At 54.3% G+C, this 16700-nt stretch carries 15 protein-coding genes; 9 read left to right on the top strand and 6 right to left on the bottom strand.

Annotated features, from left to right (window positions below; translation table 11 throughout):
• Positions 1-301 precede the first annotated feature (301 nt).
• Entirely contained in the window at positions 302-922 is a 621-nt protein-coding gene (gene yedF, locus ACY692_RS11615; protein WP_462325532.1) for a sulfurtransferase-like selenium metabolism protein YedF, read from the top strand.
• 127 nt (positions 923-1049) lie between these two features.
• Entirely contained in the window at positions 1050-2099 is a 1050-nt protein-coding gene (selD, locus tag ACY692_RS11620; protein ID WP_462325533.1) for a selenide, water dikinase SelD, read from the top strand.
• A 223-nt stretch (positions 2100-2322) separates the two neighbouring features.
• On the opposite strand, the gene ACY692_RS11625 is transcribed toward selD, so the two are convergent.
• The gene (locus ACY692_RS11625) at positions 2323-2532 is read right to left on the bottom strand and encodes a cold-shock protein (protein WP_462325534.1); all 210 of its coding nucleotides are present in this window, start codon (positions 2530-2532) and stop codon (positions 2323-2325) included.
• Positions 2533-2820: 288 nt separating this feature from the next.
• On the opposite strand from ACY692_RS11625, the gene moaA reads away from it, so the two are divergent.
• The 3 genes from moaA (at position 2821) to ACY692_RS11640 (ending at position 5481) form a co-directional block, all read left to right on the top strand.
• On the top strand, positions 2821-3822 hold the full coding sequence (moaA, locus tag ACY692_RS11630) for a GTP 3',8-cyclase MoaA (RefSeq protein ID WP_462325535.1): 1002 nt from the start codon (positions 2821-2823) through the stop codon (positions 3820-3822).
• Positions 3823-3866: 44 nt separating this feature from the next.
• Positions 3867-4763 (top strand): formate dehydrogenase accessory protein FdhE, encoded by an 897-nt coding sequence (locus ACY692_RS11635; protein WP_462325536.1) that lies wholly within the window; start codon positions 3867-3869, stop codon positions 4761-4763.
• Between the two features lie 82 nt (positions 4764-4845).
• Positions 4846-5481 carry a LolA family protein gene (locus ACY692_RS11640; RefSeq protein ID WP_462325537.1) on the top strand — a complete coding sequence of 212 codons (636 nt, stop codon included), beginning with the start codon at positions 4846-4848 and terminating at the stop codon, positions 5479-5481.
• Positions 5482-5535: 54 nt separating this feature from the next.
• Here ACY692_RS11640 and ACY692_RS11645 read toward each other — a convergent pair whose 3' ends face one another.
• From ACY692_RS11645 to ACY692_RS11665, 5 genes are read right to left on the bottom strand one after another with little or no spacing between them, the layout of a single operon-like run.
• Positions 5536-6342, bottom strand: coding sequence for a pseudouridine synthase (locus ACY692_RS11645; RefSeq protein WP_462325538.1), 807 nt, complete (start codon positions 6340-6342; stop codon positions 5536-5538).
• A 2-nt stretch (positions 6343-6344) separates the two neighbouring features.
• On the bottom strand, positions 6345-9167 hold the full coding sequence (locus ACY692_RS11650; RefSeq protein ID WP_462325539.1) for a PAS domain S-box protein: 2823 nt from the start codon (positions 9165-9167) through the stop codon (positions 6345-6347).
• A complete protein-coding gene (locus tag ACY692_RS11655) occupies positions 9164-10441 on the bottom strand; it encodes an ABC transporter substrate-binding protein (RefSeq protein WP_462325540.1) in 1278 nt (425 codons plus the stop codon). The genes ACY692_RS11650 and ACY692_RS11655 overlap by 4 nt, the downstream gene beginning before the upstream one ends.
• Positions 10442-10487: 46 nt before the next feature.
• On the bottom strand, positions 10488-11174 hold the full coding sequence (gene thiE, locus ACY692_RS11660) for a thiamine phosphate synthase (RefSeq protein WP_462325541.1): 687 nt from the start codon (positions 11172-11174) through the stop codon (positions 10488-10490).
• On the bottom strand, positions 11167-11988 hold the full coding sequence (locus ACY692_RS11665; protein WP_462325542.1) for a universal stress protein: 822 nt from the start codon (positions 11986-11988) through the stop codon (positions 11167-11169). The genes thiE and ACY692_RS11665 overlap by 8 nt, the downstream gene beginning before the upstream one ends.
• A 218-nt stretch (positions 11989-12206) precedes the next feature.
• On the opposite strand from ACY692_RS11665, the gene ACY692_RS11670 reads away from it, so the two are divergent.
• The 4 genes from ACY692_RS11670 (at position 12207) to ACY692_RS11685 (ending at position 16354) form a co-directional block, all read left to right on the top strand.
• Positions 12207-13664: a 30S ribosomal protein S1 gene (locus ACY692_RS11670; RefSeq protein ID WP_462325543.1), complete on the top strand. Its 1458-nt coding sequence runs from the start codon at positions 12207-12209 to the stop codon at positions 13662-13664.
• The gene (locus ACY692_RS11675) at positions 13664-14026 is read left to right on the top strand and encodes a hypothetical protein (RefSeq protein ID WP_462325544.1); all 363 of its coding nucleotides are present in this window, start codon (positions 13664-13666) and stop codon (positions 14024-14026) included. Before ACY692_RS11670 ends, ACY692_RS11675 begins: the two co-directional genes overlap by 1 nt.
• 79 nt (positions 14027-14105) lie before the next feature.
• The gene (locus tag ACY692_RS11680; RefSeq protein ID WP_462325545.1) at positions 14106-15794 is read left to right on the top strand and encodes a B12-binding domain-containing radical SAM protein; all 1689 of its coding nucleotides are present in this window, start codon (positions 14106-14108) and stop codon (positions 15792-15794) included.
• A 116-nt stretch (positions 15795-15910) separates the two neighbouring features.
• Positions 15911-16354 carry a DMT family transporter gene (locus tag ACY692_RS11685; protein WP_462325546.1) on the top strand — a complete coding sequence of 148 codons (444 nt, stop codon included), beginning with the start codon at positions 15911-15913 and terminating at the stop codon, positions 16352-16354.
• The last annotated feature ends 346 nt before the right edge of the window (positions 16355-16700 follow it).

Raw genomic sequence — 16700 nt, forward strand, 5'->3', positions numbered from 1 at the left:
CTCAGCTAGCATCACTACCTGGACGCACATCCGTAAGATCAAAACTATGGATCTCAAAGTATGTCTTGTTTAACAGCCTGTAATTTCTGAAATTTTCAAAATTTGTTAAGTTTCCATAATTTTCCAACCTTCCAAACCGGATGGTATAGATATTTTCCATTCAAATTCTCCAAACGGATCGGGATAATCAATTGGATTTTTTGCCTCCCCGGTTTCATATTCACTACTTATTTACATGCGTTTGGTCGATATGGATGATACGAATCCCGTTCCCCCATAAGCGAACAAGGAGTTTTGAGATATGAATGTCTGTACCCTTGGATGCCAGGGTTTGCCGTGCCCCCAGCCTGTTTTGAAATGCAAGGAAGCCATCGAGAACGATCCTGGTGTTGAACTGGTCGTGCTTGTGGACAATGATGCTGCCAAGGAGAACGTGATCCGTTTTCTGGGGGTCAAGGGACACGAGGTCGTCTCGGCGGAAAAGGATGGTGCTGTCTGGAGGATCGCGGCCCGCCCGAGCGGTGGGGTGGTCGAGGCCGCCGGAGACCAAAAGGCTGACGCCCCCCCCCCTTCCCCGCAGCAGGGATCCAAGACCCTGGTATTCATTGCCTCGCCCGTTGTTGGTACGGGCGACGATGTCTTGGGCGACAGGCTCATGCAGAATTTCGTAAGCGTCTTGCCGGAACTGGGGGATGACCTCTGGCGGATCATTCTCTTGAATGGCGGGGTTGAACTGGCCATCGAAGGAAGCCCGGCCCTGGAAAAGCTGCAGGAACTGGAAAAAAAGGGCGTGTCCATCCTGGTCTGCGGAACCTGCCTGGATTTTTTCAATCTGCTGGAAGAGAAGCGGGTGGGGGAGACCACAAATATGCTCGATGTGGTCACCAGTATGCAGTTGGCCGACAAGGTGTTGCGGGTTTGACGAATCCCCCCCACGTTGTTCAACATATCCCACCCCCCCCCGTATTCTGGAATCCGCCCCTACTGATTGGGAACCAGGATTGCGGAACCGGGGGTATTGGCCTCCACAGCAAGGAGCAAGAAATCAGATGAAAAAGATAGAATTAGTCAAATCCGTCAAGGCGGCGGGCTGAGCGGCCAAAATAGCTCCAGGGGACCTGGAGGACGTTTTGGCCGATTGCCTGGATCAAAAAGATGAACGACTGCTCACCGGTCTCTCGGACAACGAGGACTCGGCCATCCTCACCTTTCCTGCGGGCAAGGCCCTGGTCCAGACCGTGGATTTTTTTACACCCATTGTGAACGATCCCTATTGGTTCGGGCAGATCGCCGCGGCCAATGCCCTGTCCGATGTCTATGCCATGGGGGGGATTCCCTATTCGGCCATGAACATTGTCTGCTTTCCCATCAAGAAATTTCCCAAGGAGATGCTCCGCGAGATTCTCCACGGGGGCATGGACAAGATCCGCGAGGCAGATGCGGTTCTTGCCGGCGGGCACAGTGTCGAGGACGAGGAGACCAAGTACGGGCTGGCCGTTTCGGGCATTGTGGATCCGGATCGTTTCTCGTCCAACAAGGGATTGTGCGCCGGTGACGAGCTCATTCTCACCAAACCTATCGGCACTGGGGTGCTGGCAACAGGACTCAAGGCCGATTGGGACGGGGCCGATCATTTAGAGAAATTATTATACCATTGGGCGGGTATGCTCAACAAGGCCGGAGGAGAGGTCATCCAGGAATTGGGGCTCACCGGGGCCACGGATGTCACCGGGTTCGGACTGGGTGGGCATTTACTGGAAATGGCCCAGGCGTCCAAGGTGCGCGTGGAGCTTTCGCTGGCCGCGATCCCGTTTATTCCCGAGGCCGTGGAACTGGCCGGCATGGGCATGATCCCGGCTGGCAGCTTTGCTAACAGGAATTTCTGCTCATCCTTGGTCCACGTGGCCGATGGGTGTGATGGATTGCTTGTCGATCTGGTCTTTGATGCCCAGACCTCGGGCGGTCTCATTTTGGGCGTCCCCCCGGACAAGGTGGACAGGGCGGTTGCCATGCTCGAAGAACGCGGGGCCCTTGCCGCGCGGATCGGAACGGTAGAACCCCTTGATGCCGAACACGGTCGGCTCTCTATTTTTTCCTGACCAAAATCCGGTATGGGCCTGGGCTGATGTCTGATGCTATCGAGGACACATTCCCTGGCTAGCCCGTCTTACCGCGTCCCTGCATTTGTCGTGGTTCTTCCGGACGTGGCGCGTAAGGGCATGGCCCCAAAAAAACTGCCGGCAGGAGGGGGATGGCGTAAAAAAGTCTCCGGTCAGATCTGACCGGAGACTTTTTGGGTAAAGCTATTATAGGGTCGAATAGTTATTCGACCGTGACGACATTCTCGGCCTTTGTTCCGCGTTCACCTTCGATGATCTCAAAATTGACCTTTTCACCTTCGCGAAGGGTCTTGAAGCCGGGCTTCTGAATGGCGGAGTAGTGTACGAAGACGTCCTCGCCCCCATTTGCCTGTTCGATAAAGCCAAATCCCTTCTTCTCGTTGAACCACTTCACTGTTCCTTCATAACTCATGGAAACTCTTCCTCCTCAAATGATTACGAGCCACAAATTGGCAAAAAACTAACTGGTTCCTCTATGGTGTATTTCTGTCAAGGATGCAAGAAATTTTTTTGTTTTTCATGCACAACGATCATTTTTTTGGAAATATTTTGGAAATTCTTGTCATTCAAGAGCGTGATCACTATGAGGGTGACTTGGACCAAACATTGTTCACTCTCCTGTTGCGGCTGATCCTTTGCGTGGGACCGCGGGGCCATCAATCCGTCACATCCCATAACACCATTATCGGAGTTGATTATTGTGCTGCAAGACCATTTCGGAAGAACGGTTTCATATGTACGCATGAGTATAACCGACCGGTGCAATCTGCGCTGTTTCTACTGTCGGTCCGTGCATGACTGGGACTTTATTCCCCATGAGGGAATCATACGCTATGAGGAAATGAGCTATCTCATGGATATCTTATGGCACGAAGGGGTGCGCAAGGTCAGATTCACGGGGGGCGAACCCTTTGCACGGCGTGCGTTCATTCCCTTTTTGGAGGAGCTGGCGGGGACATATCCTGACCTGGCAGTCCATGTGACCACCAACGGCACCCTGCTCAAGAACAAGATCCCCTTGCTCAAGGAAATGGGCATCGCCGGACTGAATATCTCGCTGGACACCCTGCGCCGGGACCGGTTCAAAGAGATCACCGGACGCGATTTCTATCTCGATGTCCGCAAGGCCATTGATGAAGCCCTTGCAGCCGGCCTGCGGACCAAGATCAACGTGGTTGCCCTCCGCGGGGTCAATGACGACGAGGTCGAGGATTTCGTGGCCTTTGCCCGCAACTATCCGTTGGACCTGCGCTTCATAGAATTCATGCCCATTGGGGGGACCTGCCCCTGGAGCAAGGACCATTATTGGTCGGCACAGGACGTTCGAACGGCCGTGGAACGCTTTACGCCCCTGGTGGCCGAACCCGCCCTGGACAGTACCCGGGGACCGGCCAGAATGTACGCCCTGCCCGAAGGACAGGGGAGGATCGGGATCATTTCGGCAATGAGTGACCATTTTTGTGAGGAGTGCAACCGGTTGCGGGTGACCTCCGACGGGAAATTCAGGCCCTGCCTTTTTTCTGACAAGGAGTATCCCGTATTGCCCTTGTTGCGAAAAGATGAAAAAAATCGTGAAGAGATCATCGGCTTCCTGCAGGATGTGACCATGAAGAAACCCATGGGGTACATGCTCTTACAGGCCCTTGGGGCCCAAAAGGACGCGCATGTCTGTTCCAGAATGATGTCCACTATCGGTGGATGATGACCCCATCACCACCCGCTTGAGATACCTTTAAGGAGGATTGGATGTTCAAGGATGATACCGAAAAAATTGTTTTTCAGTCGATACGGGAAACAGCCAAGACCATAGAATCCGAGAAACCCGATCTGCAAGAGCCCCTTGAGGTTTTTGCCGGATTGTTCGAGGCCTTTGAGACCGCGCAAACCCAGTTGGCTCCATGGGATCTGTCAGGTTTGGAACTGGATGCCGATCGTTTTGCCGCGGGGGAATGTGTTTTGGATATGATCCCCCTGGTCGATTTTGCTTCCTCTGTCCGTCCGGTGAGCGGGATCGTTTTTCAGGCCCTTGGGAAGAGTTTTCCGGTTATCGGGGAACAGATCGAGCCATTAAAGAAAGACGATTTCATAGATGACCAAAAAGGATTGTACGCCTCGATGCGTGACCTCTTGGAGGGCGACGAAAACGTGTTGTGCCAAACGGCCGAAAAACTGGGCGTCGAACCGGATCTCTTCGGATTCGTGGTTTCTCAGCTTGTGGCTCCCTTTCTCCGTAGCCAGGCCAAGACCTTTGCTGAAACCTTTGACCTGTCAACCTGGACCCAGGGGTTCTGCCCCATTTGTGGGGCCCTTCCATCGATAGCCTATCTCAAGGGCGAAGGTGGAAAAAGATGGTTGCATTGTTCGAGTTGCGGCCATGATTGGCGATTCCGGCGTCAGGTTTGCCCCGCATGTGGTGACAATGCGGCCAAGGGACTCGAGTATTTTTATTTGGACGAGAGAATGTTCGAGCGGGCCTATGTATGCAAGGAGTGCAAAAAATACCTTTTGACCATCGATATCAGGGAGATGGCCTTGAAACCCAATATGGATCTTTCACCTGTCGGATTGATCCCGCTGGATATCAAGGCACAAGAAGAGGGGTATGCCCCCCTGGCTCCCCTGCCGTGGAACACCTTTGATTAAAGGTGGCGATGCAATACCCGTGGGACCATGGTTGGCTCCACGGGGATTTTCTGCTCAGACATAGACAGGAAGGTTGTTTCCAATGATAAAGAAGTGTTGTCTTGGTTTTGTCCTGGTTTGCCTATTCCCTCTGCTGGGTGGTGCCGGCGAGATAACGGCAAAAATCCAGGACCAATACCTTGGACTGGATTCGTTCACGGCGTCCTTTGTCCAGAAGCTGACCAATGCCGCGACCAAGGAGGTTGAGATCCGTTCTGGGCATATAGCCTTTGCCAAACCGAAAAAAATCCGTTGGGAGACGGTTGCTCCGGAAAGGGAGCTGTTGTTGGTGGGGCAGGATGTTGTCTGGGACTATTTCCCGGACGAAGAGGTGGCCTACAAATATCCCGTCGAACAGGTCCTGCAGTCAAAGACCATGCTCCGTTTCATCTCGGGTGAGGCCGATCTGGAAGAGGATTTTGTTATCGAAAACCAGGGAGACGACGGGGGAAGTATCAAACTCAAGCTTATTCCGAAAGAACCCGAAACCAACCTGGTCCTGGCCTATATATGGGTCCATCCGGAGACATACATGCTCGGCAAGGTGCTCATCGTGGATTTCTTTGGCAACGGGAACGAGCTCGCGTTGAGCGACCTGAAGATGAATATCCGCATCGATCCGGATAGGTTCACCTTTACCCCGCCCGAGGGGGTCGATCTGGAAGACGCGACAGAATAATTATCTTTTGTGTGGGTACCCTCGGGGTGCTTCAAAGAACAGCAGGGGATATCCTTATCCGTTTGGGGGGGTATCCCTTTTTTGTTGTACGCTCTGTTTGAGCCGGTCGATTTCTTTATCGGAGAGTTCCCTGAAGGAACCGGGGCTGAGTCCGTCCAGTCCGATCGGTCCCTGACGTACCCGCCTTAGCTTGAGGATCTTGAGGTCCAGATCCCCACACATACGACGTATCTGTCTGTTGATCCCCTGCCGGAGTTCCATGGATAATCTGGTCTTTTTGCCGGACCGCGAAAGGATTTCCACGCCGACCGGTCGGAGCCGGGTTCCCTCCTGAAGGCGCATGCCCGCCCGGATGACTGCGAGTTTCTCCTGGGTAACCGTTCCGAGAACATCCACTTCATAGGTCTTGGGGTGGTTGTATCCTGGATGGGTCATCCGCTGCGTCAGTTCTCCGTCGGTGGTCAAAAGCAGGAGACCCTCGGAGTAGAAATCAAGACGGCCCACCGGGAAGACCCTTCTGTCCCTCATCCTCTTGGGAAGCAGGTCCATCACGGTTCTGCGTCCCTGGGGGTCTTTGGCCGTGGTAACCGTGCGTATCGGTTTGTTCAATACGATGTAGGTGTGGGCGGATTTTCGTCCAAGGGGAATGGGGGCCCCGTCAACACTGAGGATATCTTTGCCGGGGTCGATCTTGGTCCCGGGGGAGGTGACACGGGTGTTGTTGACCATGACCCTCCCCTCGGCAATGAGTCCGTCGGCCTTGCGGCGGGAGCATATTCCGGCCTGAGCGATAGCCTTGTTCAGCCGTAGTTGGTCGTTGTTCCCTGTGCCCTGGCCGGTGGATTTTTTTTTCTGGACCATTCTCAGCATCCGTTGGGTCGGCCAATGATGGCCGAGAGTTTTTTGCCCACGTCATCCAGGGTGTAGGGCTTGGGGAGAATATCGATGAATCCATAGGATTCGTAATTGGCCATGACCGGGTCCTGGGAGTAGCCACTGGAAACGATGATCTTCGCATCCGGGTCGATCTCCAGGAGTTTACCCACGGTTTCCTTCCCCCCCATGCCGCCGGGAATGGTCAGATCCATGAGCACCAGATCTATTCTTTGTTGGGCATCGGTATGTCGTTTGTAGAGCTCCAGGGTTTCGTTCCCCTCCGATGCCGTGAGCACTTCGTACCCCAAAAAGCCCAGGCTTTCCTCCATGACGTCACGGATGGATTCGTCATCGTCCATGAGCAGGATGGTTCCCTTGCCAGCCAAAGATGGGGGTTGGATGGATACTATGGGCCGCGACAGTTCGGTCTCGCTTGCCGGGAGAAAAATGGAAAAAGTGGTCCCTTTTTCCTGGTGTGAAGACACGCGGATATGGCCGCGATGGTTTGTGATGATCGAGTACGTTGTTGCCAATCCCAGGCCGCTTCCGGTTTTTTTGGTCGTGAAATAGGGGTCGAATATCTTTTTTTGGTACTCTTCAGGTATACCGGGACCCTGGTCGGTAAAGGATATTTCGATGTATTGACCGGGTTGGAGAGGAAGCCGTGAGCCGGAGTCGATGATCACATTGTGGGCGGTGATCGTCAGTGTTCCGCCACGGGACATGGCCTGGTTGGCATTTATGGCCAGATTCTCAAAGACCTGGGCGATCTGTCCCTGATCGATCTCCGCGTTCCATATGTCCGGGCTGATATGTATGGACGTTTTGATGTTTGAACCACGCAGGGCAAAGGTAACCGAATCGGAGATAAGATCCTGGATCCCCCGCAATTCGATGATTGGGGCCCCTCCCTTGGAAAAAGTCAGTAGCTGCTGGGTGAGCTGTTGGGCCCGTAGGCCGGCCCTGTGGGCTTTTTTGAGATGGAGACCGGCCCTGGGGGAGAGCGCCGGTGATTTTTGGGCCAGAAAAATATAGTTGAGCACGGCTGTCAAAATGTTGTTGAAATCGTGGGCAATACCCCCTGCCAGGATGCCGATTGATTCCAATTTTTCCGTTTTCAACCGTTCTTGTTCCTGCCGTTTGCGTTCGGTGATGTCCTGCATAACCAGAACCTGCCCCTTGATCACACTCTGTTTGTCGTAAAGGGGAAGAACGCGTATTGCGATGTCCAGCATCGTGTCCTGCCGGTTTTTGAACAATGCGTCCTGTTCATTTTCCAGACGGTGCAGATTGGCATGGTCTTGGACGTTCCTGTTCAGATACAACGGGCCGTTGTTCATCGTTATCTGGAAGACCGTGCAGAATTGTTTGCCCCTTGTCTCCTCCACGCTCCATCCTCCCAGATTTTCCATGGCCTGGTTGATGAAAAGGATACGGCCTTCATTATCCAGGGTGATCACGCCGTCATTGATGCTGCGCAGGGTCGTCGAGAACAGCTCTTTTTCCACCAATAATGCGTCTTCCGTGGATTTGCGGTTCAATATCTCTTTTTTGAGGATATTGTTGGACATTTCCAGTTTGTGGGTTCTGCTGGTAATGCGTTCCTCGAGTTCGTCGTTGAGTTGTTCCAGCCTCTTTTGGGCATTTTTACGGACCGTGATGTCCCGGACGACAAGGATGCATTGGATGCCGCATTTCATGTTCACCGAGGCCATGGAGAATTCCACGCAGATTTTTTGGCCATCCGTTCTGTGGGTATAGAGCTCGTTATGCATTGTGCCCTTGTCCAGTACGGTCGGGGTGAACTCTATGCTTTCCGCGACGGCATCGTGGGTAAGGATATTGTTCCGGTAGAGTGTCTCTAATGCCTCTTGATCCAGAAAATCCAAGAGATCTTTTGTGGCCATCTTCGCGTGGGAAAGACCGAAGATGGATAAAAGAGCGGGGTTGAAATTCAGGATATGCCCTTTCTCATCGGTGACCAGAAGCCCGTCGGCCATGCTGTCGACCAAGACGCTCAAATAAAGACTGGTGTCCTGGAGTTCGGCCGTGGCGGAACTGATTTTTGCTTCCAGTCCCTGAACGAGGCCGTTGATCCTGGAGGCCATGCTCTGCATCGTTTGGGCGAGCATGCCGATCTCATCGTTGGAGGTGACCGGCATGGCCGCATCGAAACGCTGCTCTGCAAGCTGATTGGCGTATTCCGTAAGGGTGAAGAGTGGACCGGAAATACGTTTTATGAGGAAAAAGGTAATGACCACGCATAGGAGCAGTACCCCGAAAAGGATAACCTGCATGGTGACGATGGCATCAAATATATAGGATTTGATCAACCCCATATCCATCCCGATGTGGACATAGCCCGCCTTGCCCATGAGTATGGGTGAACAGACATCGAGATAGGATTTTGTTTGCAGGAGCCGGGTGCCCATGATCCCGGTTCCCGGTTCGGTGTCCGGGGTGTTTTCCGTTATGATGGCCAGGATGCTTTTGGGGATGGAGGGTGAAAAGGTGTGTGCTATGATTTCTCCGTCCTCTGTTTTCACGAGGGCGTAGGCCACTCCCTTGATGTCGAGATATTGGTCGATAATGGATTGGTCAGTGGCGGCATTCTGCTTGAGAAATGTCTCGGGAAGGGAGGTGGTGATACTATTGCCGATGGCTATGGCCTTTGACTCGTACTCCCGGATCAGGTGATCGTGTAGGATCCAGCCGGCCACGACAGAACATGTGGCGGCTATGATCCCGAAGCCCAAGACCATTATGGCCAGGGTTTTTTGGAAGATTTTCGATTTGATTGTCGTGATCATGGGATATGAGCCTGGAATCGTGTGGGGTCCACGGGAACCATGGTCGCATTATCAAAGGTGATGAAATGGACCCTGTTCTCCACCTGGCATTGCTCGGGATTGATGTGCAGGGGGTGGCCGATGCCAATGTCTGCCCCTGAGAGTTGTTTGAACGCCCCGGGCAGGTCTTCTGGTTGGGGATCCGGCCCCATGGATTCCAGGAGTTTAACCAGGATTTTTGCATTGAGGAATCCCTCGAAACTGATGGGCCCGGGTTGTTTGAAATGCTTGATGGATGTCATGCACTCGGTTTTTCCCTGAATCTCCTTGCAGGATCGGATCAGACGCAGGAATTGTCTTCCGGCGGGCAGGGAGGGATCGGCAAAAAAAGGGACGACCTGTGAGTTGATCAGCCCTGGGAAATAGTCGCGGTCCCGTTCTCTTCCGATTGTTTCCAACAGGGTGATGATCGTGTTGGGATCGACAAAGGAAATGTTGGCAATGGGGGCGTCAATCCCGTTGTCCCGAGCGTCCCGAATAAATCCTGCAGCTGCCTCGGAAGCCGCTATGCTGATGATGACATCGGGACGGCATGCCTTGATGATCCTGACCTGTGCATTAAAGGAGTCCCCGAAACACCGTCCCCGCGGGTAGGAAGTTTGGCTGCGCAGGGCGAGTCCGTGTTGGGCCAGACCCTCTTTTACACTTTGCCAGCCGGAACGACCGTACGCGTCGGCTTGATAGAGGATGGCAAAGCGGGAGCATCCCTTGGAGACAAAGAGATCGATCAGCGCACGTACTTCAGCCTGATAGGAGGTCCTGAAATCGAAGACGAGGTGATCGTACGGCGGTTCACGCAGGGGGTGTGCCCCGGTGAATGGAAAGAGCAGGTAGAGTGGACGGTCCTGGTATCTGGTCATCAATGGAAGCATACGGGTCACTGTTGGTGTACCCACATAGTTGAACAGACAGAAAACATCGTTTTGATCGACGAAACGGATGGTATTGGCGATGGTCGGATCAGGGTTGTATCCATCGTCCAGGGTGAGGAGTTTGATGGTCGTCCCGTTTATGCCGCCCTGCTCGTTGATATGGTGCAGGTAGGCCATGGACCCCCAATAGAGCTTGCACCCAAGATCCTGGCTGGGGCCACTGAACGCGGCCGACATTCCCAGGCGGATCTCACCGGATTCGGCTGGGGGTATCCCTCCGGATACGGTGAGGGCCAGGAATGCAAGGACCATCAGAAGATGGCGGTATATGCCGGATGGAACACCAGGTGTCTTACGTCGCATGTAACAGTTTGTCCTTTTTGAGGAACCCGTTGGTTGGCCGGATGTATTATTGATTGCCGCCATTGTCGGCATGGCTCCAATCAATGGATTGTCTTCCCCTGTGGACTGCCCTGTGCAGATCAATGACCGCTTCCTGTGGCAAGGGGGCCGAACAAATGGCAGAGACAACGGCGATGCCGTGAGCACCGGCGGCAATGACCTGTTCGGCATTCTCCCTGGTGACACCACCGATGCCGACAAAAGGATGGGGGGAGTGCTTGCGGGCCTTTCTGATGCCCTCGATCCCCCACTCGTCCGATGTATCCGTCTTGGTGGTCGTGGGAAAGACGGGGCCGATTCCCAGATAGTCGAGATCCAACTCTCCCGCATCGTGTAATTGTTCCCACGTGTCAATGGACAGACCGATGATCCTGTCGGGGCCGAGAAGGCCGCGTACGTCACCGTAGGGCATGTCGCTTTGTCCGATGTGGACGCCATCAGCTCCCGCAGCCAGGGCCACGTCGAGTCGGTCGTTGATCAGCAGGGGGACAGCCGCCTTGCGGGTGATTTCCACGGTTGCCCTTGCAAGCTCCACGAATTCGCGGGTGGAGGCCTGTTTTTCCCGGAGTTGGACAATAGTCACACCGGCCTGCACGGCCTGTCTGACGATATCCAGAAGATCCCTTCCCAGGCAGAGGGGGCGATCCGTGACGAGATAAACACTATAGTCGATGTCCATGGTGGTGTCATCCATTATAACCCGGTCCGACGATCAGAAAATTATTGGGCAGGGTCGATTGCAAGAGTTCCATTTTACTCCCGAACATGACGGTCTTGATCATTCCCTGCCCATACGCTCCCGCAATGACCAGGGCGTCGTGGGGGACGGTGTACAGGTCGTTTTCAAGGGTTCCGCCAGGAAAAAATGCCCAGGTAGTGTCGCATTTCTGTAATCCTTCCAGGAGTCCGGCCTTTTCAATGATCCCCTGGTACGCGTCAAGGTCCCTGCCTTCTGATTTGATGAACACCGTCAGGGGCATTCCTGTGGCCCCGGCGATGTCCGTACCGACCTTGAGGGCGTTCAGTGCGTTGCTTGAGCCCCCGAAAAAAACAGTCACATTTTTCCATTTCTTGAGAACCGAACTCGGTATGAGAGCTGGAAAATGGGCGGCGCGGAGGATGGTCCGTACCTTGGGGCCTAAATGGCCCAAGCCGATCTTGGAGGTCTTGTCGCTGACGCTCCTGGGCAAACACATGAGGGTGTAGTCCGAAGCTATGTCCGGGAGTGTCGAAGCGGTTTTTTCTTCAGGGGTCAAGAAACGGTAGTCGACCCCTTTGGGATGGGCGAGGGATTCGGCATGTTGATGGGCGGTTTCCGGGGCGAAGAGGTAGGAATCGTCCAGGTCGATCTGGACGACTTCGTTATCGAAGTACATGAGAAATTTTTTTTGTTTCGGGATGTAGATATCGATATCCAGATTCATTTGTTGGCAGAAGTACAGGGACTGGAGAAAGGTTTCTCTGCCCATCGGGGTGTTACGGAAGATATGCAGAAGTTTTGGGGGCATGACAGGATCCTTTGTTTTTTTGTGGGATGGAACGGGAATGGGAACGAGTGGCTCCGAGCCATAGGCGATTTTTTAAATTTTCTCAATAAATTCCATTTGACGTCATGTCCAAGGTGGTGCTACCTGCCTCACCATTGCACAAAACCGCCATGGCCAAGGTTCAAGGACCTGTTTGCAAACAAACTATTTTACGACAATCGCAGGTAGAGGTAGAATCCATGTCTGAGGAGACAAATAACGGGACTCCCGTACAACCGGAAGAAAATTTTGCAGAACTTTTCGAATCCTATAGCGAGGGCGCGGTGGATAGCGTACGGATCGGGGATCAACTGCAGGGAACGGTCATCTCCATTGGAGAAAAAAGCGTGTTCGTGGATACCGGAACCAAGATCGACGGTGTGGTGGACAAGGACGAACTCCTTGACGACGAAGGTACCCCCACCTGTGCCGTTGGTGACAGTCTGACCCTGTTCGTGGTCAAACGTACGGAAAACGAGATCGTTCTGTCCAAGGCCATTTCCGGTGTCGGTGGGCTCAATCTGCTCATGGATGCCTTTGAGAACCAGGTTCCCGTCCAGGGCAAGGTCATGGATACCTGCAAGGGCGGATTCAATGTCCAGATGATGAAACGCAGGGCCTTTTGTCCCGTCAGCCAGATGGACACCCACTATGTCGAGGACACTGACAGTTTTGTTGGCGAGACCTATGAATTCCTGATTGCCAAATTCGAGGAAAAAGGCCGTAATATCGTGGTTTCCCGGCGACAGCTCCTGGAGCAGCAGCAGCAAGAAGCGGCCAAGGAATTCATGGAAAAGGTCGCTGTGGGCGATGTTCTCGAGGGCAAGGTTGTCCGGATCAAGGAATTCGGTGCCTTTGTGGAGCTTGTTCCCGGAGTGGAAGGAATGGTCCACATTTCCGAACTCTCCTGGTCCCGCGTGGAGCGGCCCGAGGATGTGGTCGCCCCAGGGGAAACGGTCAAGGTGCGTCTTCTGGGCATCAACCAGCTGGACAACGGCCAGCTCAAACTATCCCTGTCCATGAAGCAGGCCATGGGCGATCCCTGGGACGAGGTTTCCGGACAGTTCAAACCCGGGGACAAGGTGGTCGGCAAGGTCACTCGTTGCGCCCCGTTCGGTGCCTTTGTGGAACTGGTGCCCGGCGTGGAAGGGCTCGTGCACATCAGCGAAATGAGCTATACCAAGCGGGTTTTGAAGCCCGAGGACGAGGTCAGCCCTGGAGAGACCGTGACCGTGATCATCAAGGGGGTCGAGCCGGAAAAGCGGCGTATCTCCCTGAGCATTCGGGAAACCCATGGCGATCCCTGGGCGGACGTCGCCGACAGGTACGTCAAGGGGCAGGCGGTCCAGGGTACGCTGGAGAAAAAGGAAAATTTTGGCTACTTCATTGAACTCGAGCCTGGGATCACCGGTCTTTTGCCCCTGTCGCTGCTGCGCAAGTCGGAAAATGCCTCGGCCATTGAAAAGAAACAGGTGGGCGAGACCCTTGCCGTGCGTGTGGAAACCGTGAACCCGGCAGACCGCAAGATCAGCCTGACCCCCGGAGACGCCCGGGAAAGCGGTGACTGGAAATCTTTCAACAAGCCTGCGGCCCCGGCATCTATGGGCAGTCTGGGTGATCTCCTCAAGCAGGCCATGGACAAAAAGAAAAATCGGTAATGCATACCAAACACATCGAAATAAAACCCATGACCTGGGTGGCCCCTGAATTTTCCGTGGCCAGCAAATGCGATCTGGATATCCTTGCCGGACCAGACAGCACCCTGGTCGTGGTCTCGGAACGTGAGGACAACCGGGATGCCGGCCTGCCCATCACCGAAGGCCCGGGCATCATCGCCATGACCCTGTACCGCTGGTATGGGTATGAACCCGAATCCATGATTTGGATCGAACATGTTCCTGTGGAGGGAGCCTATGCCCGGGTCGAGCTGGTCTGCGAGGCCCACCGGGTCACGGACTGGCAGCGGACCTCCTGTTCCCCTGCAGAGATCGGAGCGATCAGGGCCGAGTTCCAGGGGTAATGTTTTTTCACCCATAGAGCCACTGGCCGGGCAGGGACGGGATTGATACCACTCCCCTTGCCCGGCTTTTTTCTTTCCCATGCATATACTTCTCGTCTACCCCAGATGTCTGCAAGAACGGGTCTCCAGCCAGGATGACGCGGTCGTTCCCATGGGGCTTTTCTCCATTGGCGCGGTGCTCATGGAACAGGGGCACAGGGTGGCCATTATCAATGAATACGGTCTCGATCCCTCGCGGTTCACCCCGAGGGACGTGCTTGAAAAGAAACGTCCGGATATCGTGGGCATGAGCGTGTTCAACGCCAACCGGTTCGGGGCCATGGACTGGGCCAGGGCGGCCAAAGAGGTTGTGCCCGGATGCACCACTGTTTTCGGCGGGGTAGCCGCCACCTTTCTCTGGGAACATTTGCTGGATGAGTGTCCGGAATTGGATTGTATCGTTATGGGCGAAGGAGAGGCAACCTTTGCGGAGTTGGTCGCTCGGTTCGGGCAGCAAAAGGGGGAGGACCGCGCCGGTCTGGCCGTGGATATCCCCGGTCTGGCCGTCAGACGGGATGGATGCCCCGTTACGACTCCTGCCCGGCCCTTTATCGAGGACCTCGATTCCCTGCCCATCCCGGCCAAGTATTTCACCTATGACCATCTCTCTCTGAGCCGCGGCTGTCCGGGCAATTGCACCTTTTGCGGGTCTCCCAAATTCTGGAAACGCAAGGTTCGATTCCATTCGGCCCGGTACTTTGTGGACGAGATGGAACTTCTGTACCGCAAGGGCGTGCGTTTTTTCTATGTGTCCGACGACACCTTCACCATGAAGAAATCCCTGGTCCTGGAGGTGTGCCAAGAGATCCTGAAACGGAAACTCGATATCTCCTGGTATGCCATCTCCCGGGTGGACTGTGTGGATGGGGATATTCTGTACTGGATGCGTAGGGCCGGGTGCATCCAGATCAGCTTCGGGGTGGAGAGCGGATCGGAAACGATCCGCAGTCTGCTGAACAAGAATATTACCGAAGAGCAGATCGTCCGGGCCTTCGACCTGACCCAGTCCTTCGGTATTCTTGCCCGGGCCTATTTTATCTATGCCTGCCCCGGGGAGACCGACGCGACCATCGAGGAACACCTCAGGCTGATCCGGCGGATCAGACCGTTGGGCGCCATCTTCTATATCATGCACCTTTTTCCGGGCACGGCCATGTACGAGGATTGGAAAAAGAGCCGACAGGTGGGTGATGAGATCTGGAAGGACCGCTTCGAGGATGTCCTTTACTTTGAAAGCGATGCGACCATGGATACGGATACGGTCCTTGCCTGGGGCAAGAAGCTGAGGGATGCGTTTCATGCCGGTTTGCCCGGATTTGCCACCTCCCTTGAGCTGCGCGACATTGAAGAATTGGATCCCCTGTTTGCGGATTTTTATTCCCGTCTGGCCATGACTTTTTCCCACGGTGACTACGCCGCCATTTCGGCTGTGCCGGAAAAGCTGGAAACCGCCCAAACCCTGTACCAACGTGCGCTGGAGTATGGGCCTTCGGCCAGAGCCTATCTGGGTCTCGGCATGCTCGCCCAGAAACAACGCGACATGCAGGCATGCCTGAATATCGTCAAAAAGGGGCTGGCACATTTTCCCGATGATGAAAATCTGCACCAATGCATGGGCATCGCCCTCATGAACCTGGCCCGGTTTGGCGAGGCGCTGGAACATTTTGTCCCGTTCGAGCACACGGGCCGGTCAAAGCGGTTTATCGAGATTTGCCGGGGAAAGGTTTGACGCGGGCAGGGCAGGTATGGACAGACACGGACGGTATGGACGATATGGACGGGCAATGAAACCTGACGCTAACCACCTAAAACCTAAAACGTAAAACCTAAAACCGCCTTTTCCCCATGGATCTCGTCTATATCCTCATTACCCTGATCGCCGGTTGTCTGATGCCCATTCAGCCGGGCATCAATTCTCTGCTTTCCGGTGTCACCAGCGGGCCGTATATAGCGTCGTTCATTTCTTTTGCCGTGGGGACACTGGCCTTGCTTGTCTGGTGTCTGGTGTTTCGGTTCTCCTTTCCCACCTTGCATACCGTCACCCATGTCCCCTGGTGGTACTGGACCGGTGGCCTGCTCGGGGCTATGTTCGTCACCGTCACGGTCATTGTCGCCCCCAGGCTTGGGGCGGTGAACATGCTCACCTATCTCATTGCCGGCCAGATGCTGGCATCCCTCATCCTGGACCACTACGGCGTCCTCGGATTCCCCCAGCACAGCATGAACCCCTTGCGCGTCCTGGGTGTCATCTTCCTCATGGCCGGGGTGGTGCTCATCAAGCGGTTCTGAAGCGGATTCTGTTTGCGATATGAAGTTTGTTGCAATCGAGCTTTTTCCCGGGAAATTTCTCCTATGGTTCGGCCATTATTTTGAGGATAAACTGTCTGGTTTCAAACGGAAAATAATTCTGTCTTCATGAATGGAACCAGAGAAAAATGGACGAAGGATATCGTTGTACGGATGTGCAGGCGTACCAACGCAAAAAGGAGGCTTCCAAGCCTCCTTTTTTACATTCGTCCATACTGGGCTGTAGCGTAGCTCTACCTCTCACCCCTCGACATGCAACCCGCCTCCTGTCTTCCGTCTCCGTTTTTCCGTCTCCCGTCTCCCGTCTCCGTTTTTCCGTCTCCCGTCT

Source organism: Desulfoplanes sp., assembly GCF_054921335.1.